Consider the following 23415-nt stretch of genomic DNA (forward strand, 5'->3'; position numbering starts at 1 on the left):
ACACATTCCAGGGGTACGTGGGGGCGGGAGGCCGGTGCTGTCAGTCAAGTGCGAGCGCCTTTCCATTGAGACCGCGAAACCGTCCAACATGTCGCGCCAATATCGCGCCGCTCCGCAAAGTCTTCGGCACATTTGCATTGAACAGGTTGCAGGCAGAATTTTTTAGAAGTGACCAGTTTCACCGATCCCTTGCTGTGGCAGCAGGTCAACAGACGGGGCCGCGTCACGCCCGAGCGGCCCCGCGATTCAGCAGAACCATGCAGCCTAACCCAGCGAGGCTGAAGACCGCTGTCATCCAGACCGCCTGGTGCCAATGCGCGAACAGGTCTCCGGGCCGGGTTCCCGCGATCAGGACGGAGACCAGCGCGATCCCGAGCGCCGAGCCGAGATAGCGGGCCGTGTTGTTCGCGGCCGAGCCCATGGCCGCCCGGTCTGGCGGAACGCTTTCCACCGCGGCATGTCCCAGCGACGCGTTCAGAACCCCATTCGCAAGTCCCGCCATCAGAAGCCCGGGCATCACTGCGTACCAGGCCATGGCTTCGCCGGTCATCAACAACAGAAGTTGCCCTGCCGTGCAGCCGAGGATGGCTATGATTACCCGAGCCCGCGGCGCCAACCGGGAAGGCAGGTACCGTGCTCCGAGCGCCGAAAGAACCGTCACCCCCGACCACGCCAGCAGGATCACCGCCGACGCGATAGGCGACAGGCCGGCGCCACGTTCAAGGATCGTCGGCACGAGTGACATGAGCGACAGGACACCGGCGCCCGATGCGAAAGCCGCCAACGTCGCCCCGCTGAAAGCCACCCTTTGGAACAGGTCCACCCGCAGGATCGGGTTGGCCACGCGCCTTTCAACCCGGACGAACAAAACCAGCGCGACGATGCTGAGGCCCAACAGGACGGCAACAAGCCCGGTCAGGCCGAAACGAACCTCTATGAGCGCGGCCAGCAGGGAGGACAGTCCGACCAACAGCGCGAGGCTGCCTGCGAGATCCAGCCGGTGCGGGATGGGCACGCTCTCAGGCAGACGACGCGCGGCCCAGCCCAGCACGGTCGCTGCAAGTGCCAGCAGAAGATGCGCCAACTGCCAGCCACCAAGCGGCAGCAGCACGGCTGTCAGGATCGGCCCCAACGACACACCCGCGCCGAGCCCTGCCGCCCAACCGGCCGCGGCGCGTTCCCGCGCCGCCCCGGTGTAGATCTGCCCGACAAGACCCAGTCCGCAGGCCATGATGCCTGCACTTCCAAGCCCCTGCGCGATGCGCGCCAGGATCAGCATCGGCCCGTTTTGCGACAGGGCTGCGACGAGAGAGAACACCGCCGTGACCCAGAGGCCGCCAGCAAAGGTCTTGCGCCGTCCGTAGGTGTCCCCGAGCGCCCCCGCAATCAGCAGGCCAACGGCAGCACCGAGTGGCATGGCACTCATCACCCAAGCCTGTTCGCCCTCGGTAAGTGACAGCGAAACCGTCATCGCCTCGAGCGCGGTTAGCGGTGCCGAAAACGTCGCCAATGCCAGCAGGGTGGACAGGCAAATTACCATCAATGGCAAACGGGGTACCATGCGTCGAACTCCTTCAGTGTGTCAGGCTGCGACCGGATACCCAGGGTACGGGCAGGGTGCGGAGGGCCTTGGTCGATTCAGCGGATGCAGAGGTATCCCTTCGCAGCGAGGCCCTGCGCGGCCTTTCACCGCCTTGGAGAGATTAGTCGTCTGACGCATGCTCGAAATGTCGTAAAACCGGCATTCAGCCATGACCGAAGTTCATGAATTCCGACTCGCTGCAAAGCCTCAATGCGCCAGACAGATCGTGGAAATGGTCAGACAACGCCTGCGGCCGGGCCGGTTCAACTTTGAAGCCGGCCGATCAACTGCTGCTGATACTGGGGGAGCTCCGACGCTGAGATTGATTGAAACGCGAGTGGACGCAGATAGGTCATGCCGGCGTGCAATGCGCTGGCCTTCATCGGGGTAAATACGTCTGCCAGGTCGACACCGATCCTGCCCGACTGACCGTATGTGGATGCGCCTCCGGCGGCAGTTGTAACAAGGAGCATTTCCTTGCCTTGCCACAGGCCGGGCCCGACGCTCCCCCAGACGTCATTCAGATACGCCTTCATCATCGGCGTGATGTTGAACCAATGCGTCGGGAACATGAACACGATCCGGTCATGTTGCCGGGTGATGTCGCGCTCGTTTCGAGCGTCGATGGCGCGCGTATCGTCACCGTAGATGGTTTCCAGATTTCGTACGGTCACTCCGGTTACGCTTTCGGCCGCCTGTTGCAACCCTTTGTTGAAGACCGATCGTTCCGGATAGGGATGTGACGCGATCAAGAGGGTCTTGATATCCGTGCTGTATGGCTTGTCGACCGATCGAGCAGTGGCAGTGCGGGTCCGGAGCAGCCCGCCGGCAACTGCGGCGGCCAATAGCAGCTTAGCCTTTAAAAAATCGCGTCGTTTCATGTGCGCAAATCCTCTTTGGGGGAGTTCATTTAGGGGTGCCTGGCGCGGTATCTCGACCTCGGCTGGATTACATGGATCCCTCTCCGTAACGGGCCCAGGTGATCGCGACAGGTGCAGACGGGATGGACAGCATGGGCATCCAGCCGGTTCTGGGGCTGCCGCATAGCACAGGTAAGCATGGGCTCATCTGCCAGGGTTTTTCTTCCACGACCTTGCGCCAATGGATCCAGAGATCGGCGGCATGGCCAGCGTTCGTCACGCCGTGACTGGACGAGGGCGTGCCATTAGACGTGAGGCAATCAACAGGCACCGGCCGTTCATCGGGCGAGATGTTCAAGTAGCAGTTGCTGTGCAATCTTCGCATCCTGATACGTCTTGATATGCGGAGGTTGATTTCCCGCAATTGGATATCCAGATCGGGATCCGCCAACATATAACCCACCGACATCCCGGAGGTTATGCTCAAAAGATTGCAGCCACCCATGAGCCGCTTTCATGAAACGCGGCGATTTCATTACGGGATTGGTCAGCTATATGCACCTCTCGTGGTCTATGAAACCGAGTGGCGGCGTCGGGTGAGACGGAGGTGTTTTTCGGTTAGCCCGCGACTTAGCTCGTCACGCCCAACCCTGCTTTGAAGAGAAAACCGACGCGTTTCCCCACTACTGAAACAGCCCTTTAGTTATCCGATTGGATGTGATGAGCGATGCCCTAAAGGCTCGCGCGTGAACGCAGGATCGATGATGGCAGCAAGCCGGCTAGCTTGTGGTTGGTGTGGATCCGCCAGCCCAAAGAGGCCGAGATCCGCAACTTTCGGATCTTGTGATCTCGGTGCAGAATGAAAAGTCAATAATTTTTTCGACCTCATGTTCTGCACCGCACTGCATGCAACGGGGCTCGCCGATGACCTTCACGAATACCTCCGCTGGACGGATCAAGCACGGGGCCGCCTGAAAATGACCTTCCGGATCTCGAAGGCAAGCAGGGAGAATTGAACCACAGCTACATTGTCCCTGCCGGCCCTTGGGAGAAATCCATACGGAGCTCATGACGTGGTGTCTTCCCATCGCGCTGTCAAATCGGAAGGTCGACATACGCCATGACCGCCGGACGAGCGCAGCTCGGCCTTTCGCGCAAGGCCATTCATGAAAACCGTTCATCACTGCTTTCGTCCGGTCAAGCGGAGACCTGGGAAACCCCTGGGAGCCTCATGCGTTGAGTGTTCAGTTCCGCCGGCCAACCGGCGCATATTTACCCGAGAGGAAGATCTCATCATGAGTCCACCCATCGATTTCAGCCTGCGCCGCCGCACATTGTTGGCGGGTACGGCCGCAGCCGCGGTAGTGGCCGCGGCGACACGTAACACAGCCGCCGCTCAGGGCACTGGTGTCCCGGTGTCTGCTGGCGAAACGAAGAGTTCGGTCACTCTTGTCGTCAACGGACGCGAGCGCGAGCTGATGGTCGATAATCGCGTCACCCTGCTCGACGCCCTGCGCGAGCACCTGAAGCTGACTGGCACCAAGAAGGGCTGCGACCACGGCCAGTGCGGCGCCTGTACGTGCACGGTGAACGGCGAGCGGATCAATTCCTGCCTCAGCCTCGCCGTGATGCATGACGGTGACGAGATTGAAACGGTCGAGGGGATCGGCCAGCCCGACGCTATGGACGCAATGCAGGCAGCCTTCGTCGAAAATGATGGCTTCCAGTGCGGTTACTGCACGCCGGGCCAGATCAGTTCCGCCCGCAAGGTCATCGAGGAAATCCGGGCCGGCATCCCCAGTCATGTCACGGGTGACCTGACGGCCGAGATCACCCTGACCGACGCGGAAATCCGTGAACGCATGTCAGGCAATATCTGCCGGTGTGGTGCCTACGCCAACATCCTCGCTGCCATCACACAAGTCGCGGAGGAGAGAGCATGAGAGCCTTTTCCTATGAAAAACCTGCCAATCCCGCAGACGCCGCAGCACGCGCTGCCGAGGTCGAAGGGGCGAAATTTCTCGCCGGTGGAACCAATCTTCTCGACTTGATGAAGCTCGAGATCGAGGCCCCCGCCCACGTCATCGACGTGAACGGCCTGGGCTTGGACGAGGTGACGGAAACCGAAGAGGGCGGCTTGCGCATCGGTACGCTGGTCTCGAACACGGCGCTCTCGGCCCATGCGCGCATTCGGCGCAATTACCCGGTGTTGACCCGGGCCATTGCCGCCGGGGCCACCGGGCAGCTGCGCAACAAGGCCACCACCGGGGGCAACCTGTTACAACGGACCCGCTGCCCCTATTTCTATGACACCAACATGCCATGCAACAAGCGCGTGCCCGGCTCGGGCTGTGGCGCGCTGACAGAGGGGGCCTTTTCGCGTCAGCTTGGCGTCATTGGTACGTCCGACGACTGCATAGCCACGCATCCCTCTGACATGGCGGTCGCCATGCGGGTGCTAGACGCGGTAGTCGAGACGGTCACGCCAGACGGCATGACCCGGGAAATCGCACTAGAGGATTTTCACCGCCTTCCCGGCGATACGCCGCAGAACGAAACCGCTCTGATGCCCGGCGAACTGATCACCCATGTGCGACTCCCCGCTCCAGTCGGCGGCCACCAAGCCTATCATAAGGTGCGGGACCGAGCGTCCTATGCCTTCGCGCTGGTCTCTGTCGCGCTGGTCCGTCAGCCCGACGGTACCGGGCGCGTGGCCCTCGGTGGTGTCGCGCCGAAGCCGTGGCGCCGCGCCGACGCCGATGCCGAGCTGCCCAATGGGGCCTCCGCCGTGATGTCGGTACTCCTCGACGGGGCCCAGCCCACCGAGGAGAACGCCTTCAAACTGACCCTCGCCGAGCGGACCCTTGCCGCCATGCTGAAGGAGGCCTGAGATGGAATTCAATTCACCAGTCGACACCAACCTTTTCGACGATGCCAAGGTCATCGGCAAGCCCACGCACCGTATCGACGGGCCGCTCAAGGTGACGGGCTCCGCGCCCTATGCCTATGAACGCAACGATGCCGCGCCGGATGCGCTATACGGTTACCCGCTCGGTGCCGCCATCGGTCACGGGCGCATCACTTCGATGGATGCGGAGGCCGCGCGAAATGCCCCCGGTGTGCGCGCCGTGGTAACGACGCTGGAAATCGATCCGCTGGAAAAGGGAATGAACAACGTGGCGCGTCTCTTTGGCGGCGACGAAGTTCAGCACTATCATCAGGCTATTGCGGTGGTCGTGGCTGACACGTTCGAGGAAGCCCGCGCTGCGACGGCCCTGATCGAGGTGCAGTACGAGGAAGGCGAACCCGCCAATCTCGATCTCGATGAGGCCTTCGCCCGGGTTGAAGGCTCCGGAGAACCTGACACGCTTGTTGGTGACGTGGACGCCGCTTTCCGCGACGCGGACGCGGTGATCGATCAGATGTACCGCACTCCGGGCGAAAGCCACACCATGATGGAACCGCACGCCTCGACCGTCGACTGGTCGGATGGCGAGGACATGACGGTCTGGACCTCGAACCAGATGATCAACTGGAACCGGCAGTCCATCGCCACCACCTTCGGCATCGATCAGGAACGGATCCGCGTGGAAAGCCCCTACGTGGGCGGCGGCTTCGGCGCCAAGCTCTGGCTGCGGGCCGACGCGGTGCTCGCCGCGCTGGGCTCTCGGGCGGTCGGCGCACCTGTGAAGCTCGCCCTTCCGCGGCCGATGGTGATGAACAACACGACCCACCGCTCTGCGACCGTTCAGCGTATTCGCCTTGCGGCGAATGCCGATGGCCGGCTCAAGGGCCTGTGGCACGAGGCTGCGTCCTATTGCCTGCCAGGCGGGCGAGGTGAGAATGCCACCGCCCAGACGCCCGTCTTCTATGCCGGCGAGACACGGCGCGTGAAAAACCACGTGGTGGACATGCCCTTGCCCGAGACCGCCGACATGCGCGCACCGGGCGAGGCTTCGGGTCTCATGGCGCTGGAAATCGCCATGGACGAGATGGCCGAGCAACTGGGCATGGACCCTGTGCAGTTCCGGATCGTGAACGACACGCAGGTCAATCCCTCGGAGCCGGACAAGCCGTTCAGCGACCGACATTTCGTCGAGTGCCTCGAGCGCGGTGCCGAGGAGTTTGGCTGGGCGAGCCGGAACACCGCCCCTGGCCAACAGCGTGACGGCGACTGGCTGATCGGGCATGGCGTGGCCGGGGCCTATCGTGGTGCGCTGGTGTTGCCGTCTGGCGCACGGGCGATCCTCGATGGCGGCAAGTTGATCATCGAGACCGACATGACCGATATCGGCACCGGCTCCTACACCATCCTCGCCCAGACCGCGGCCGAGACGATGGGCATGGACGTCGAGGACGTCGAGATGCGGATGGGCAACAGCGCCTATCCCGTCTCCTCCGGCTCGGGCGGCCAGTTCGGCGGCCCCAGCTCCAGCTCGGGCGTCTACGCGGCCTGCATGGCCCTTCGCGAAAAGGTCGCCGGCAATCTCGGGATAGATGAGGCATCCTTCAATGGGGGCCGCGTGACCGGGGGCGACATCGACATGGCGCTCTCCGAGATCAACGAAGAGGCTTCCGCCGAAGACGCGATCCAGTGGGGCGAGTTTCAGAAGGGGTATGCGATGGGCACCTTCGGGGCGCATTTCGTCGAGGTGGGCGTTCACGCCTATACCGGTGAAACCCGGGTGCGGCGCATGCTGGCAGTCTGCGATTCCGGCCGCATTCTCAACCCCGTCACCGCGCGCAGCCAGGTCATCGGCGGCATGGTTATGGGCGTCGGCGCGGCTCTGTCCGAAGACATGGCGCTTGACCGCGGTCGCGGGTTCTTCGCCAATCACGACATGGCCAATTACGAGGTGGCAGTGCACGCCGACATTCCTGATCAGGAGGTCATATTCCTCGATACGCTCGATGGCGTGGCGACCCCGCTCAAGGCAAAGGGTGTCGGTGAACTTGGGCTCTGCGGTGTGGCGGCCGCCGTAGCCAATGCGATGTACAACGCAACCGGCGTCCGGGTACGTGACTATCCTCTGACGGTGGACAAATTGATTGATCGTATGCCGGAGGTCTGAAGACTTCGGTCAGCGGGCGGCGGCATGGTTGCTGTCGCCCGTGACGCTGCCGGCGCATGACAGACACTACAACAGCCGGGTCGTCGATCATTTTGGGGTTTCAGCGTCATGTAGTCGATATGTTTGCGCAAAACGCTGAGTGGGTAACATCCTTGAGGTAAGGAGCCATCTGATCACGCCCTGACGCCATGTGCGCCAAGCGTATCTTATGGATATCCTGCTAAAAACCTTCCACCGTCTTGCTCGTACTCGTCGTCTTTGCTGCTGCGACGCTTTGCAGGTCGGCTCCGGGCAGTTTGAGTATTGCATGTGCGGTATCGTCCCAGCGCAGATGCACTCTGCATTGCAGCGAACGAGCATTCTTTAGCGCGACAGGTTCTAAAACTGACGAGGCCGTGGACTGTACGCCCTAATAATAGCGGCTTTGAATGCGGCTCAGCGCATGAGACAGCTGCTCGCATTCCCGGCTGGAGTTGTACTCTTCCGGGTAGGGTTCCTTGCCTTCGGCTATCTCTCGCGCGATGCCCGTCAGGCGCTCCAGCGGACGCACGAAATGCCGTGTGAACAGGATCGAAAAGACACCAAGAACTCCCAGCAGGCTGAGCAGGCTGATCCACATGGCAACGGATAGTTGGGTCACATCTTGCCCGGTAGAGGCCGGTGGCACGCGCGCAACAACGGAAAGGCCTGTTGGCGGCGCATTGCCCACGGTAAGCTCAGGCGCAACAGCGAAGATATTTTTCGAACCGTCCGCATCCTCGACGATTTGTGCAGAACCAATATTGAGCGAAAGCGATCCGAGGCTGGCTGGTGTCAGGTTCAGGCGTGCCTGCTGATCCGGACCGAAGATGGAGCGGCCGCGCTGATCGACGACATACGCGATCAGGCCAAGGTCGTCGGCGGCGGCGCGCACGTATTCCTTGAGCCAACTCGCCTTGAGGCTGTAAACATAGACGCCAGTAACCTCTCCGTCCGCGGATTTGACGGGAACCGAAATGTTAATCACGTCCCTCTGGTCATGGGGCTGCTCCGTGCTGGACGAGGTAATCCTACCAAAGAACGGACCGTGTAGACCTTTCCGATACCATTCCGTGCTCGTTACTGACGTGCCTTCTCCAACCCCGTTGGACCCCACCCGGATCGTGCCGGAAAGGTCGGCCAACCCCGCCCATGCGACACGCCCGCCAGCGACAAGCACAGCGTCGGTGAAAGCGCGTGTCTCTGCGTAGTCCTTGGTTGCAAGTTGTCCGGCGACCGCCTGAAGACTTTCCCACTCGCGTTCGACCGCCCTTGAGACAGCAAGTCGAAGGGCTTTCACCCCGCGGATCGCATTCTCGGATACGACTCGAGTTTCAAAGTTCTGCGCGTGTTGATTTATCGGCCACCAGATTGCCAGCATGCCCAGCACGCCACAGATCATTACGAAGCCGAATATTGACGTCGCAAGGCGTGGGGCATGAAGTTTTGGACTTCGAGAATTTGTAACCTCAAGCCGAGCCATTCGCGGATTTCTACCCACTCTTACCTTACCGTGCACCACTCGCCATACCCTCCAGCCGAGAAAGCCAGGAGCGAGCCTCGTGCGTCACCGGGCGCCGAATAAAGTGCAAATTTGGCAACATTAAGATAGATCCATAGAAGTTTCGTTCTTCGGCAAGGCAAGCGATCTCCCGCCTGCCATGGCGGCGCAAGAGCGAAGATTTTGCCTTCCGCCATACTCTCGTCAATTTAATCGTGCGAACTGTCTTCAAATCGTCGTTGCAGTTTCGAGAGGTCGATAGTTTGCGGTATCTGCGCCTGTGCATTGGGTTTTTTCTGCTGTTTGGCGCGCTCTACGTCATCGTCGTCGAACAGATGACGGGCGCCAGCTCGAACGCGTTCGTCAATGCGCCTTTGTTTACAGCCCGCGCACCTATTGCGGGGGATGTTGCGCTCCCCGATCGGTCTCCCGGCGCCGTGATTGCCGAGGGAACGACGCTTTTCTCCATAGAAGACCCAAGGTCGGACCAGATGCGCTTGAACGATCTCCGGCTGGAAAGGGATTTGCTGTTGGCTGAGCTTGAACGGCTTGAAGCGGAACGCGGCGCCCGGCAGGCCAGCCTGAGCTGGCTTGAGTCGACTGCGGGCAAATACGGCGCCGCGCGCACGCGCGAGCTTCAGTTTCTGGCGAACGGCACGGTGTCGCCGTCCGAGACACCGACGATACCGGGGCAGCCTTCAGATAGCGCCGAGGCCGTGGACGAGGAAAAGCTGGCGCCTTACGAAAACGAACCCGAGGGCTTTCTTGAACTCTCGCGTGCCTTTCTGGAGGGCGCCACAGGGGATTTTGCCGAAATAGAGGCGCTCCAACTGCAGGCCGCGCAAGGCGCGATCTACCTCGACAACTCCGCGGGCGCGGCCTGGAACATGGCCCTGCGTTTCCGGGAGGCGGAAACCTTGCTCGCACTTGTCGAAGCCGACATCGTGCGCGCCAAGGCGCAACTCGATGCCTATGATGTTCGCACCGAGCGCGAGCTGTCGCGCCTCGTTGGGCTTCGCGGTGATACGCTCTCCTCACAAGTGAACGGCGTCCTCTGGCAGGAGCTGACCGCTGATGGGGTCAACGTCCAGCGTGGTGACCCCATCCTGCAGGTTGCCGATTGCGACTCCGTGCTGGTGACTCTCTCCGTGTCGGAGACAATCTACAATTCCATTTCCACCGGTGATACCGCGACCTTCCGGCCGCTTGGTGGACATCAGGTGATGCAAGGCACGGTAGCTCGCCTGGCAGGAGCCGGCGCGGCTTCGGTCTACAGCAACATGGCGGTTTCACCGAGCGAGGAGCATCTCGAACGCTACGACGTTGCGCTTGTCGTTCCGGAATTGAGGGCCGATTCGACAGGCGGTTGCAGCATCGGCCGAACAGGCCGCGTCTTCTTCGATGAGCGCCCGTTCGATATCTTGTGGAAGTTCTGGAAGTAATGCTTCCAAACCTTTACCTGGGCGATTTCGGCGCAAGCCTCATGCACGTGGTTCCGATCCTCGGCGCAGCACTGATCCTGCCTTATCTCATCAATCGCAATGACACCCGTCACCGGGTATTCCTGTTCGCGATCGCGATTGTTTTCGCGATCCGCTACGCATGGTGGCGCACGACCGAGACGATCGCGCCGGTGGGCTGGACAGTGGATTTTCTGGCCAGTGGGCTGTTGCTGGGTCTTGAGCTTATGGCAATCGTAAGTTCGATCAGCGCTTTTTTCATCCTCATGCGTCACCGCGACCGAAGTTCCGACGCCTACCTCCACGCCGGCTGGTGGGGAGAAGAGCCGCCGAAAGTCGCGCTGCTTATCGCGACATACAATGAGGAGCTCGAGGTGCTCGAACGCACCATCATCGGCTCCAAGGCACTCCGCCACCCAGAGAAGGAGATCATGGTTCTCGATGACGGGCGGCGCGACTGGCTACGTGACTACTGCGAGAAACAGGGTGTCACCTATGTACGGCGGCCCGACAACAAACACGCCAAGGCCGGCAACATCAATCATACGCTTCAACTTCTCTGGGCGCGCGAGAGACCACCAGATTATGTCGCCGTGCTGGACGCGGATTTCGTGCCGCACCGGGGCTTCCTGTCGCGCACGCTGGCGCTGTTTCACGATCCGACCGTGGGTCTTGTTCAGACGCCGCAACATTTCTTCAACGCCGACCCGATCCAGCACAATCTCGGCATCAGCCGCTCGTATCCCGACGAGCAACGTTTCTTTTTCGATGACATGCAGCCATCGCGCGATGGCTGGGGTGTCGCCTTCTGCTGCGGGACCTCCTCGATCATGCGGCTTGACGCGTTGAAGGATATCGGCGGCTTTCCCACCGACAGCATCACCGAGGATTACATGATCACGCTATGCCTGCAGAACGCCGGCTGGCAAACTGCATACCTCAACGAGCCGCTGACCGAGGGTCTCGCACCGGAGGGGTTGAAGGAATACGTGACGCAGCGGTCGCGCTGGTGTCTTGGCATGATGCAAATCGCGCGCAGTCGGGTTGGGCCGTTCCGCAAGAACGGGCTGCGGTTGCGTGACCGCTGGAGCGTCATCGACGCCAGCCTCTACTGGATCACGACATTTCCCTTCCGCGTCGCGGCCATGGTCTTCCCTTTGCTCTATTGGTACGGCAACATCACCGTGGTGGATGCCAGCCCGGCCGATGTCGTAACCTACTTTGGCTGCTTCTTCGTCTGGAACCTGATGGCGATCAACCTGATGTCGCGCGGCAACGTCGTGCCGATCCTGACCGATGTCAGCCAGCTGCTGGGCGCTTTGCCGATCACCCGTGCAGCCTTCGTCGGGCTGGTGCAGCCCAGGGGCCACCCTTTCAGCGTGACCGCCAAGGGTGGGGACCGCAGCCGCATTGTTGTGCAATGGAACATGCTGGCGCCCTTCGCAATCCTGCTCGGTCTGACGGTGATCGGGCTGCTGCTGGGCCTCGTGACCGACCGGTTCGCGTTCAACGATGCGGGCGAAGGCAAGTGGGTTATCCTCTTCTGGACGATCTACAACATGATCGTGCTGACCCTGACGATCATCGCGTGTGTCGAACTGCCCCGGCGCGAGCGCCACGTGGCCGACACGCCCGAGCGAATAACCTTCAAATTCGGCAGCGAGGAAAAGCGCATGTGGGTCACCAGCCTGACCCAGAACACCGCCCGGCTGCGGGGCGGGCATTTCGATGTCGGCACATATGGAAAGATCGATCTGCCGGGGGTTGGCGAGCTTCCAGTCTTCGTGCTGGCGCAGACAGCCGACGGAATGCGGGTGGAACTCATGCCCGACGAAGAACAGCGCGATGCCCTGTTCATGAGGTTCTATACCGAAGACAATACGCCAGGTATCAGTGTGGTGGACACCTGGAACATGCTGGGCGACATGGCGCGGCGGATCTCGCGCATCAGCCGGGACAAAACAGCCGGTAAAGGAGCAGCACTTGACCGAAAAGACTAAACCCATCCGAGCCGTGGCCGTAACGCTTACACTCGCGCTGGCCCCTCCGGCGGCCCGGGCCGACGGAGAGTTCTATCAACTGGACCTTGGAGAGGACACCACGACGGCCGTGATTTCGGTTGAGCGGGACCGCCTGTCTTACGGCATGGTCTTCAGCGACTATACCGGTCCGGAAGATCTGAACCTGACCGCCAGCTACAAGTTCACTCTGGGAACTCCGGTCACCTTTCGAGCCGGGCCGGCCGTCCAACTCGAGGGGCTCGACACGGTCAAGGGCGGGATCCGGCTCGTGGCTGAGCATTATCAGCCCACCAGTTTCGGCAGCATCTTCCTGCTTGGTGAGGTCACCACGATCGATCGCGGTTACTTCGCCCTCGCCGCGATCGGCTTCGACAAACCGGACGTGACGTTCGAGTTCAGCTATCTCGGGGACGATGATGGTTTCCGCGACACGGTTGCGGCCGTGGCATTCGGGATTCCCAAGACCAAGGCGAGTTTCCGTGCCGGCTACAAGTTTGACAGCGAGGAAAGCTTCGTGGGCATCTCGATCAACACCTTCTGAGGCGGGCAAGACTGTCTGACTTCGGCACTTACCGGGCCGAATGAGGTGTTTGAGCAACGAAGGATTTCTGGTTCACCGAAGCCATTTTGGAGCGAAGATAAACGACATATCCGGATGCTGCTGACAAGCGTTTCAAGGACATCAATCGTCAGGCGCGCATGCACGAAGCGGCGAGGAAACTATCCTCATCGTGCGTGCCGGGATTGGAAGCGATGAAGGCACGTTAGCTCATTGCCGCCATGAAGGAATTGCCGAGGGCCTGCATTTCAGCTGGTCAAACGAGTTTCTCGTCGCTGGAAGGAACCGACTGACGGTGACATTGGCCGTCGGGCCACGGCCCCGGGGGCATGGAACATCGCTCGGCCGGTCACGCTGAAGAACGATGGCAAACAAGCAGGAGTTATGCGTTCGAACCGTCATGGATGTGGGCCCCGCTGCGGATATCGTCGGACTTTGTTTCTGCGCGGCCCCAGCCAGCAAATGGTCACGTGCCGGGGAACCAGCCGCAGGCACGGAAATCAGGGCGCCGTTGCAGACGCCGTCGACAGAATCCCCGACTCGCGGCGGCGCATCCAGGCTTCTATTTCGGCCAGCGTCGGGCGCTCTCTTTCGATGAAGCGCAGGCACGCTTCCATCTCGCGGCGCAGAACGGTGTCGGGTACGCCTTCCAGCGATCGCGAGGGATCGTTCCATCGCGGGCCACCCAGGTAGACGGCGGCGAACATGACCTTCGCCTTTGCGGGCGGTACACCCGCGGCGCGCAGGCCGTGGTAGAACATCCGGTGCGTTTCCTCCCAGGATCGCGCGCGAAACTGGTTCAGTTGTTCGTTTCCCGCACCGCAATAGGCATCGTGCAGCGCCGCCGGGGAGAGGAATTCGGTGCTGCGCGGCTCTCCGATCAGGGGCACGAATATAGGGGGGATCGAGGCGCCGTCGGTCAGTGTCCCCGGTGGCGCCGTCCAGACGGTACCTGACGGGTCCGTGAAGCTGACCGGGGTGACAAGCCGCGCATAGAGGTGCGGCTTGCCGGGGATCTGGATCGCCTCTGCCCCTACCGTTGGCGGCGCGCTCCCGAAGGCGCAGCGGCGTGCCGGCGCATCGCCGCAGGCCGGCCCGGCGCCGAAAGGATCCCCCGTAAGAAAGAGGGCCCCGAGCGCAAGAAGCAAAGCCAGCGAAATCAGCCACCGGTACCGTTGCGACAGTTTGAAACCCCGGCGCCGCACCTGACCGGGGTGCTGCAGGCTGAACAGGGTGGACATGGCATGGCTCCTTTCACCGGGGACTGCGGACCATCGCGGTCAGCGGCGGGCAACCGGCAACCCGAATCTCTGCCGTTGCGTCAAAACCATGGCGGGCATAGAGGGCGCGATTGCGGGTGGTTGTCGCCTCGAGATAGGCGGGCACACCGGTTCGATCGCAGATCTCGAGAACATGACGCAGAAGCGCCGCCCCGTGGCCCTGTCCCTGCCTGTCGGGGCAGGTGCCGATGACCGGGAGATACCAGTGCGGCTCGTCCGGATGGTGCGCGCCCATCTCCTCGATCACGGCGAAGGCATCGCCTTGGCGATGTGGGGGCAGCGAACGTTCGATGACCTCGCAGAGGGCTGTTTCGTCAGGTTCGGAGCCGGGCTGAACCCACAGGGCGGCAGCGGCTTCGTTGAGCCGTAATGTGCATTCCGTGAAAGCAGGTGCGCCGAGCGCGGCTGCGAATGCGGGGAAATGGCGCCCGTATTCTGCGTCGTCCGGGTAGAGCCAGCGGACCGGCGGGTCCTGTTCAAAGGCGCTTTGGATGATGTCGAGGGCGCGGTGGGCGAGGCCCCTATCTGACTCGGTCGAGGGGAGCGTGAGTTCGGTCTGTGTCATTGGCTTATCTTTTGGTAGCGATACGGGACGTCTGGGATGAAACATGCCGGCAGAGCGCCGGTATCGGGTCGGTTCGACGACGCTTCTGGCCTGCGTCGCGGAGGATGAGTTCAGCCTTCGGGATGGCATGCCGCCGGTTTCGAACATGGGAATAGATGCGATCGCTGGCCTTTCTTTCCGGCAACATGAGATCGGTTGAGGCTGCCCGGGGCGGTGCCCGGGCAGCCGGGGGGCAAGTTTGAGGTCACTCGGCGTGGCTGGCCGCGCAGCAATCGGCGATTGCTTCGACATGGCGATGGTCGGTGCCGCAGCAGCCGCCCAGGACCTTGAGATTCGGCAATAGACGGCGCAGCCGGGCATAGTCGCGGCCCAACTCGGCGGGGTTGCCGGCATCGAGTTCCTCGGCTTCGTCAAGCTCTGCGTGGCTGAGGCGGGAGGCATTGGCGCGTACGCCGCCGATCCTTTTCAACCAGCCGGAGCCGGCTTCGAGCGCGTCGCGGAAGTGGTCGGGATGCGCGCAGTTGACCATGAAGTAGGCCGCGGCACAGTCGGTGCGGGCATCGGTTTCCTCGAAGGCCCGGCCAAGTGGGGTGCCGTCGGGCAGATGGCCGTCCGTTTCCACGGTGTAGGCCACGACGACCGGCAGGCCGACTTTTTTCGCCGCCCGGATCACGCCGACACCTTCGGCCACGGTCGAAAGCGTCACGGCGGTCACCATGTCGACATCGGTCTGGGCAAACCAGCCGATCTGTTCGGCGTGGTAGCGCTCGGCTTCGGCCGCGGTCATGGCGCTATCTGGCCGATAGCCATCTCCCCGCGGGCCGATATTGCCCGAGATCACCATCGGCCGTACCGAACCGGCCGCACCACGCAGGTCGGACAGGAACCCGATGGCCGCGCGGTTGATCCGCGCCAGGTCTTCGGGGGAATGGCCCAGCTGGGCGCCCCAATCGCGGCTGGCCCGCCAAGTCGGCGCTTCCAGCACGAAACCGGTGCCGTGGTCCGCGGCGATGCTGATATGGCGGCGATAGTAGCGCGTCAGCGTTTCGCGTCCTTCGGGGGTTTCCATCAGCGGATAGGCGGCGAAGGCCGGCAGATCGAGACCGTCGTGGAAGATCAGCGTCGTTTCCAGGCCGGAATCGGTCAGCATCAAGCTGTTGTCGAACTGGGGAAGATTATTGCGATACGTCGTCATTTGGGTCACCATAGGTTAGGGTTTCGAAGCAGGGTCGGTCTCTGCGGCGGCAGACCGGTCACCTCACCGAGGGGGTCGATCCGCGGCAGGCCAAACAGGCGGGTTACCAGGCCGTGCCATTTGCGCGGCCTTGGCGTTCCGGACATGCGGCCGGAACCTGGTCTTGAATTGAAGTGAATCATGTGTCGGCTCTTTGAATTTGTCTGATGAGCCGGCTTTTGCCCGGTCGGCGTGAATTTCTCCGGGTCTCCATGCGTGAAAGGTGCGTGAAAATGGGTCTCCGGCTTGAATGTCTTGGCGGCTTCGCGATGACACAGGACGGCGAAAGGGTGGCATTGAGCCCCCGCAAGCCCCGGATGCTGGCCGGACTTCTTGCCGTGGCGCGGCGGCGAACGATGTCCCGCCAGCGCCTTGCCGCCTTGCTCTGGGAAGACAGCGACGGCGAACAGGCGAGGGTAAGCCTGCGTCAGGCGCTGGCCCAGATACGTCGCGCCGCGGGCGATGGCTGGATCGAGGCAGAGGGCGACGACCTGCGCCTTGGCCCGGGCGTGGCTACCGATCTCGACGCGTTCCACGACGCGCTGGCGCGCAATGATCCGGCCGAGGCGGTGCGCCTGTATCGCGGGCCGTTCCTGGAGGGGCTCGAGGCGAATACCTCCGATCTCGCGCAGGCTCTCGCGGAGCATCGCGCAAGGCTCGCGACCCTGGTCACGGATGCCCTGTCGCAGGAGCTTGAGCGGATGGGAGACAGCCCTGATGCCGCGGCGCTGGCACACCGGTTGCTGGGACACGATCCGCTGAACGAGGCGGCACACCGGCGGCTGATGAAGCTGGACGCCGCGCGCGGCATGCGCGGGGCGGTGAGGTCACGGTTCAACGATTTGGAGGCCGCGCTGCGGCGTAACCTGGGTACCGCCCCCGCGCCCGAGACGCGCGCGCTTTATGACCGGCTGCGCCGAGGGGGAGGTGTTGCGTCCCAGGCGCCCGGACCGGAAGCCATGGATGCAGCGGGCGGCGCGCACACGCCCGACACGACCCTCCTGCTGCTGTGCATGGAGGCGGACGGCACGCCGGATTTTGACTTGCTGCGTGAAACGGCCTGCGCCAATGGCGCGGTCGAGCTCGAGGCGCGACCGGGCGAAGTGGCGTTCGTCTTCACCGGCCGGCCGTTGCACGATGTTGCCAACACCGCCCTCAAATTGGCCGCGGATGCAGGACCAAACCTTTCCTTCGGGCTGACTGCACCGGAAACCGCGGACCCCGCGACATCCCGCGCATTCCTGCAGGCCAGGCGTGTGGCGGCGATGGCGGAACCTGGTGATATTCTCGTTGTTGCGGACCTGGCACCGCGCCTCGGGCTGGCCGTCGAAATCGGCCAGCGCGCCGTGTCGCTGCAACGAGGCGCCACGCGAAAGCGCCCCGACCTCCCGATCATCGGACGGGATACCGAGCTGGCGCAGATCAAAGCCGCGACTTCGGCGGCGCAGATCGCCGGATCCGGTTTGACGATCCATCTGAGCGGTGAAGCCGGGATCGGAAAGAGCAGGCTGGCCGCAGAAATTGCGCGAAGTGGTCGGCAATCCGGGATGCGCATCGCGGTGGCGGGGTTCGACGCCTTCTCTCCCGGATCGCGCCACCTGGCACAGAGGATCATGGCCGCACTGCCGGAGCTTCCACGGCCGGAAGAGCTACCCTCGATTGATCGTGCCGTATGGTCGTGGCTTTGCGATGCGGAGATCGGCAACGAGGTCGAGTTGCGGTTGAGTGCACTTTCCCCCGAGTCGCAGCAGGCGCGGATCGTCGACGTTCTAGCCGCCGCCCTGACCCGGGCGGCGCAGCCTTCCGGTCTCCTCATCGTCATCGAGGACTGCCACTGGAGGCCCATGGGTGCCGGAGACTTCATCCTAGAGCTCGTGAAGAAACTTCAGAACAGCCCCGCCGTCGTTCTGCTGACGGAACGTCCCGGGCCTCGGAGCCTGGACCGCCGGCTTGCGGTGCGCGGCTTGTCCGCACTGGTTCGCGTCACGCTTCCGCCCTTGCCGGAGGCGGTGGCGCGCGACCTGGTCCGGGCGGTGGCGCCCGGCAACAATGCCCCCGAAGCAGCCATCGAACGGGCCGCCGGGCACCCTCTGTTCCTTATCCGCCTGCTCGAAGCAAACTGGACCGATGGCGCCCTGCCGACGAGCGTCGCGGAACTGGTGCAGGAGCAGGTCGAAAGGCTGCCCGAAGCCGAGCGGGGTGGATTGCGGCAGGCCGCGATACTGGGAGCGAGTTTCGATCCGGCCGATGCCGCCGCGATTTTTCCTGAAACCGCGAGACTTCGCCCAAGCGGAGATCTGCTGCACGAGACTGAAGCCGGGCTTGCCTTCGGTCACGATCTCGTCCACCTTGCGATCTACGAGGCCATCCCGGAGGACACACGGCAGGACTGGCATGCGCGTGCGGCGGCGTATTTCCGTGGGGGCGATCCGCTGCGGTGGGCCGATCACGCGCTGCGGGCGGCGGATGACGCCGATGCCGGGCATGCCGCCGTCGCGGCGGCGAATGCCATGGTCACCGCGCGCCGTTTTTCGGCCGCCTTTCCCTATATCGAGAAAGGTCTTGCCCGCGATGGCGACCCCGAAGCGCACGCCGAACTGCACTCCTGCCGCGCCAGCATCCGTCGCACCCGGGGCGATATGGCCGGGGCGCTGGAGGATTACCGCACCGCACATGCCCTCGCCACCAGGGCCGAAACACGCGTTGCCATGCTGACGCGCCAGGCGCTCGTTCTGCACCGGCTCGGCCAGGGGGACGAGGCCGACCTGGCGCTGGACGCGGCCGAAGAGATCGCCGATTCCATCGGTCTTGCCGGCCCTGTCCGTGCGGAAATACATGAACAGCGCGGCAACCGCGCGTTCGTGCGGGGGGATCATGCGGCCTGCATGGCACATCACACGGCGGCGCTTGCCGCGGCCGAGATTGCTGGCGATCCGCGCGGCATAGCCCGCGGCCACGGTGGCATCGGTGATGCGGCCTATGCCGCCGGCCGGTTCACCACCGCGTATGGCCATTTCACCAAGGCCATCGAAACAGCCGAACGTGCTGGCCTCGGGCTCGTGCGGGAAGAGTACATGTTCATGCGGGCCTTCTCGCTGTTCTTCGCCGATCCCGGTCCGCAAGCCTTTCTGCTGGCCGACGTCGCCGTCGACAGCGCGGTCCAATGCGGCGCCGCCCGAACGGAGCTGATCGCCCGCGAGATACGGGCGGAAATGCGCACAGCCAATGGTGATCTGATTGGCCTCGAGGAAGACCTGGTCGCGATTTCCAAACTTGCCACGGCACGGGGCGAAACCCGGTTCATGAAGGATGTGCAGACGCTGTATGCCTATCTCCACATGCGCCGGGGCGACCTTCGGACGGCGAGAGAGTATATCGAGCCGTTGCTCGAGGATGCCTGTTCCGACGCCTATATCGGCGGCAAGATATTGGGTCTCGCAGCCTTGCTGGCAGAAGACCGCGATACTCGGGATGACTGGATTGCAAAGGGACGGGAGTGCCTGGCGCGCGGCTCTCTCGCGCATTCGGTTTTCTGGTATCACGCCAGCGTTCTCGAACGCGCAGTGATGGATGGCGACAAAGCATTGGCGAGGGAAGAGATCGATGCGATGTTTGCTTTCGCAGCGAAAGAGCCGATCGGGATCATGTCGCTCTACATACGCACCGCCGAGCTTCTCCTGTGGCCCTCATCCGACGCGGATCGCCAAACCCATGCGGATGTCGTCCGGGCCGCTTGTCTTGAGGATTGCGCCCAGATCCTGCTCCGTCCGGAGCGGGATTACGCCAGACCGTGAGGGTGACAGGCTGCGTTGCCTGTTCGCGAAGGCGCCACCGGCGCAGGATCGTCGCGGGCTCCCGCTGAAGTTATCCGCTCGCGCAACAGGTCGTTTACGAGTCTGACACCAGGCCAGCGGCCAAGGCGACGCTGTGTGAGGTCGGGATCCAGGCCATGCTGTCACGTGTACCGTGCCGAGCCGCGCCATTCGGCCAAGGCGACGGCACGGTTTCGTTTGAATTGGCGCCAGCAGTCGTGACGTCTTTCCAAAGACTTTGCATGTGCCGGAAATGCAGCGTCGCCAGCTCTCGTCGTCGGAAGGTCAGGTCCGAGTTCTCGGCTCGAGTCAGGGCTGCTTTTGCGTTACCCTTCAATGGCATGCGCTGTAATGACTTGCGCGGTCATCAGGTCGAGTTGCGAAGCGCCCGCATTCTTGAACATCGAGATGTCGTCTGGCCCCGGCAAGGCACAACGGCCCTGGCACAGGTCGTAGAGATCGCCGAGCACATCCTCGCGGGTGATGACCCCGGCCTCGATCGCCTGTGTGAAATCACCCGATTTTTCGATCGCAGACGGATCATCGACGTAGAGCTTGGCGCGGGTGAGCAGCGTGTCGTCCCCCTCGCGCATTTCAGGACGGAACGAGCCGATCAGCCCGACATGGGTGCCGGGCTTGAGCATGTCGCCTCGGATGATGGGCTCCTCGGCCATTGTGGCGGCAAGGATGATGTCGGCCCCGGCATGGGCGGCCGCCACATCCGTACAAGGCACAACCGGCAGGCCCCTGCCGGACAGGTCGCTGGCGAGGGCTTCGGCCTTTTCCATGGTCCGGTTCCAGACCTGTACCTCGTCAATGCCGGGACAGACGGCGAGCGCCGCCTCGATGACATAGGGCGCTAGTGCGCCTGCGCCCATCATCACCAGTTTCTTCGCGTCCGGACGGGCCAGCAGGCGTATGCCGAGAGCGGTGTCGGCAGCCGTCTTGCGGAAGATCAATGCCTCCCCGTCGATCAGCGTTTGCGGTTTGCCTGTGGCGGGGTCGAAGATGATGTAGATCGACCCCACCGTGGACACACCATGCCGTTCCATGTTCTTCGGAAAGGACGTGACGAGTTTGACGCCGAGTGCCTCGTCCTTCTCCCACGCCGGGGCGATGGTCATGAAATCCGGCTGGCCGTCGTCACGAGACTGCCAAAGGCGGAGCTGACCGGTCTTCGGCTTTTCACGCCTATGTGCGGCTTCGAGCGCGTCGATCAGGGTCAGCCATGGGGCTCGGGCGTGGACTTCGTCGAAGTCGATATAGGGCAGGGCGCTCATGCGGCCGTCTCCGCCAGGCCTGAAACGGAGTGAAAATGCTCGGCGACGAAAGCGCGGTAGGCGGCGACTTCCTCGCCGATGCGGGCGTCGTCCCACCCGAGGATGTCGGCCACTTCCCGTGCCACGGCCTCTGCATGCGGCAGGCCGAGATCCACCTGCCATCCAAGGTTCACCCTGCGGAACATCAGGTCGAGCAGGGTATGGACATGCTCGCGCTCGGCCGCTGCGCGCAGGCTCACAATCGGTACACCGCCGATCGTGGGGCCGTCATCAACCGGCAGTAGCTGCGCGCCCGGATCAAGCTTGCCCGGCGTGCCCGTGGCCTTGCAACGTGCCGAAACCCATTTCGCAATGCTGCGTCCGGCATGACGGTGCACCATGATCGGCGTGCCGGTGATGGTGATGGCGTTCTCGAGGCCTTCCTTGGCGAGGTCGTGTATCGTGAAGGATTTGACACCATCGCTGGTCTGGTCATCGGTTCGAGGACGCACGCCGCACCACGCATAGCGGACATCTTTGCGGGACAGGTTGACTTCCGGGAAGACGCGGTTGGCCTCGCCCAACAGGTAATCGACCTCCTCGGGCTCCACGCGCACGTCTTCGGGGCGGCCCTCGAAAACCGTCTCGGTCGGGCCGAAGAAGTGGTGATCGCCCCAAGGCATGAGATAGAAGGGCTGCTGCTTGGAACTGAGCGTTTCGAAACCCTGGCCGCGGCAGTCATCGGGCAACTTGACCACCACGTTGACCCCCTTGATGCCGACGACATGCGAGCGCTTGGGCGGCACCGGGCCCTGCTTGAGCAGTCGGTCGACCCATGGGCCTGCCGCATTCACGAGATAGCGCGCGCGCACCTCGGCCCGCTGGTTGGAGCCTGCAGCCGGGCGACCCGGACGGGGGCCGTTCTCCAGCGTGAGCACCCAATCGCCGCCATCGCGGCGAAAGCTGTCGACCCGGACGTAGTTCGCCACCTCCGCGCCAAGGCGCTGGGCGTCGACCACCGTATCCATGACGATCCGCTCGGCCCAGTCATACTGGTACTCTCGGAACCGGGCGACGCCGGTGAGCTTGGAGCCGTCCATGTGGGAGACGACGCCCGAAGTCGCGGCCTCCGGCATCCTCTGGTGCCGATAGGCCAGCGGTGCATTGCGCGAGCCGAAGACGCTGAGCGCACGGTACCCGAGGGCCACCTTCCAGCGGGGGTAGTCACTCTTCTTCTGGACAGGGAAAACAAAGTCGAGCGCCTTCACGCGCTCCGGCATGGTCGTGGCGATCTCGGTGCGGCAGTGCATCGAGAGCCGGGCCATGCGGATACGTTGATACATCTCGCGGGGGTGGAAGATGGCCCGCCAGAGCGGGTAATCGGGTGAGAAATAGGCCAGTCCGCAATAGAGCAGGCGGCTCGACCGGCTCGACGTGCCAGAGGCGAAGTCACCCTGTTCGACCAGCAGCACCCGGTAGCCATTGGCCGACAGGTTCTGTGTGGCGGAGGCGCCGGCGGCTCCCCCTCCGACGACGACAACGTCGTAATCCGTTCCGTCGAGTTTCTGCAACTTTTCCGCGCTCATCACGCCATTCCTTCTTTCAGTTCAGGTTCGCTGACCAGCCTGCCGCGCTCGACAAACGCACCGTTGAGCCAGAACGGATCGAGATACGATGCCGAGGCGACGAGAAACCGGGTATTAGCGCGTTACTGTGCGCCAAGGATGCGACGCGTCTCGCCTGTGTCGATTTCCCGCCCGTCGTGCAGCACCAACATCCTGTCGGCCAGCAAGACGGCGGCGACAGGGAAATCTCGTCGCAAAGCGGAACCTCGGGCCGGATCGGCGGGATTTTGAGTGTCATGGACAACTCCTGTTGTGACAACCGGCTCGAACCGACCCTGTGAGGCGGCCGGTGAACCGTTTAGCTTGCTTGCGGCACGGGCATCCAGTCCCCGGTCGTGCTCGACGGGCTGCGCGGGTAAGCCATTGACTTCATTAGGTCGCGCTCTGTCAGCCGTGTTCTGAATAGGCAGAATGATTCCGACGACATCTTTACATTCGGGCCAAAACCGGCGTGCTGAATAGGTCGAAACTGGACCGGCTAGCTGCCCGTTCTGGACATCTGCAGCCAGGCACAGCCTGTGGTTGCGCATGTCCAGAACGGGCAGTTTCGGCGTCCGAAATACGACT

The 23415-nt window shown here is 62.9% G+C and carries 15 protein-coding genes; 7 read left to right on the forward strand and 8 right to left on the reverse strand.

Features of this window, described 5'->3' with window-relative positions:
- Window positions 1–223 precede the first annotated feature (223 nt).
- Both RIdsm_RS07065 and RIdsm_RS07070 read right to left on the reverse strand, forming a co-directional pair.
- Entirely contained in the window at window positions 224–1561 is a 1338-nt protein-coding gene (locus tag RIdsm_RS07065; RefSeq protein WP_074940144.1) for an MFS transporter, read from the reverse strand.
- Between the two features lie 284 nt (window positions 1562–1845).
- Window positions 1846–2463, reverse strand: a complete 618-nt coding sequence (locus RIdsm_RS07070) for an NAD(P)H-dependent oxidoreductase (RefSeq protein WP_074940142.1) — start codon at window positions 2461–2463, stop codon at window positions 1846–1848.
- 1274 nt (window positions 2464–3737) lie between these two features.
- Between RIdsm_RS07070 and paoA the strand changes: the two genes are divergently transcribed.
- Genes paoA through paoC form a run of 3 tightly spaced genes read left to right on the forward strand, consistent with a single transcriptional unit; the run spans window position 3738 to window position 7514 of the window.
- Window positions 3738–4385 (forward strand): aldehyde dehydrogenase iron-sulfur subunit PaoA, encoded by a 648-nt coding sequence (paoA, locus tag RIdsm_RS07075; RefSeq protein ID WP_057814855.1) that lies wholly within the window; start codon window positions 3738–3740, stop codon window positions 4383–4385.
- The gene (locus RIdsm_RS07080) at window positions 4382–5332 is read left to right on the forward strand and encodes an FAD binding domain-containing protein (RefSeq protein ID WP_057814857.1); all 951 of its coding nucleotides are present in this window, start codon (window positions 4382–4384) and stop codon (window positions 5330–5332) included. Before paoA ends, RIdsm_RS07080 begins: the two co-directional genes overlap by 4 nt.
- 1 nt (window position 5333) lies before the next feature.
- Window positions 5334–7514 (forward strand): aldehyde oxidoreductase molybdenum-binding subunit PaoC, encoded by a 2181-nt coding sequence (gene paoC / locus RIdsm_RS07085; RefSeq protein WP_057814859.1) that lies wholly within the window; start codon window positions 5334–5336, stop codon window positions 7512–7514.
- A 409-nt stretch (window positions 7515–7923) separates the two neighbouring features.
- Here paoC and RIdsm_RS07090 read toward each other — a convergent pair whose 3' ends face one another.
- The gene (locus RIdsm_RS07090; RefSeq protein WP_236553214.1) at window positions 7924–8913 is read right to left on the reverse strand and encodes a HAMP domain-containing protein; all 990 of its coding nucleotides are present in this window, start codon (window positions 8911–8913) and stop codon (window positions 7924–7926) included.
- Window positions 8914–9296: 383 nt separating this feature from the next.
- Between RIdsm_RS07090 and RIdsm_RS07095 the strand changes: the two genes are divergently transcribed.
- From RIdsm_RS07095 to RIdsm_RS07105, 3 genes are read left to right on the forward strand one after another with little or no spacing between them, the layout of a single operon-like run.
- Entirely contained in the window at window positions 9297–10475 is a 1179-nt protein-coding gene (locus tag RIdsm_RS07095; protein ID WP_057814863.1) for an HlyD family secretion protein, read from the forward strand.
- Complete coding sequence (locus RIdsm_RS07100; RefSeq protein ID WP_057814865.1) at window positions 10475–12493, forward strand: glycosyltransferase; 2019 nt, start codon at window positions 10475–10477, stop codon at window positions 12491–12493. Before RIdsm_RS07095 ends, RIdsm_RS07100 begins: the two co-directional genes overlap by 1 nt.
- A complete protein-coding gene (locus RIdsm_RS07105; protein ID WP_143100434.1) occupies window positions 12477–13055 on the forward strand; it encodes a hypothetical protein in 579 nt (192 codons plus the stop codon). Before RIdsm_RS07100 ends, RIdsm_RS07105 begins: the two co-directional genes overlap by 17 nt.
- Before the next feature lie 518 nt (window positions 13056–13573).
- Here the strand turns inward: RIdsm_RS07105 and RIdsm_RS07110 are convergent.
- The 3 genes from RIdsm_RS07110 to RIdsm_RS07120 all read right to left on the reverse strand — a co-directional run bounded on the left by RIdsm_RS07110 (window position 13574) and on the right by RIdsm_RS07120 (window position 16068).
- Window positions 13574–14314 carry a DUF1353 domain-containing protein gene (locus RIdsm_RS07110; RefSeq protein WP_057814869.1) on the reverse strand — a complete coding sequence of 247 codons (741 nt, stop codon included), beginning with the start codon at window positions 14312–14314 and terminating at the stop codon, window positions 13574–13576.
- Between the two features lie 13 nt (window positions 14315–14327).
- Window positions 14328–14918: a GNAT family N-acetyltransferase gene (locus RIdsm_RS30050; protein WP_057814871.1), complete on the reverse strand. Its 591-nt coding sequence runs from the start codon at window positions 14916–14918 to the stop codon at window positions 14328–14330.
- Between the two features lie 244 nt (window positions 14919–15162).
- A complete protein-coding gene (locus RIdsm_RS07120; RefSeq protein WP_244955851.1) occupies window positions 15163–16068 on the reverse strand; it encodes a homocysteine S-methyltransferase family protein in 906 nt (301 codons plus the stop codon).
- Between the two features lie 401 nt (window positions 16069–16469).
- Between RIdsm_RS07120 and RIdsm_RS07125 the strand changes: the two genes are divergently transcribed.
- Entirely contained in the window at window positions 16470–19946 is a 3477-nt protein-coding gene (locus tag RIdsm_RS07125; protein WP_160325829.1) for an ATP-binding protein, read from the forward strand.
- A 344-nt stretch (window positions 19947–20290) separates the two neighbouring features.
- On the opposite strand, the gene RIdsm_RS07130 is transcribed toward RIdsm_RS07125, so the two are convergent.
- Entirely contained in the window at window positions 20291–21244 is a 954-nt protein-coding gene (locus tag RIdsm_RS07130) for an ornithine cyclodeaminase family protein (RefSeq protein ID WP_057814875.1), read from the reverse strand.
- Window positions 21241–22809 (reverse strand): FAD-dependent oxidoreductase, encoded by a 1569-nt coding sequence (locus RIdsm_RS07135; protein ID WP_057814877.1) that lies wholly within the window; start codon window positions 22807–22809, stop codon window positions 21241–21243. The genes RIdsm_RS07130 and RIdsm_RS07135 overlap by 4 nt, the downstream gene beginning before the upstream one ends.
- Window positions 22810–23415 lie beyond the last annotated feature (606 nt).

Source organism: Roseovarius indicus, from assembly GCF_008728195.1.
Lineage (GTDB): Bacteria > Pseudomonadota > Alphaproteobacteria > Rhodobacterales > Rhodobacteraceae > Roseovarius > Roseovarius indicus.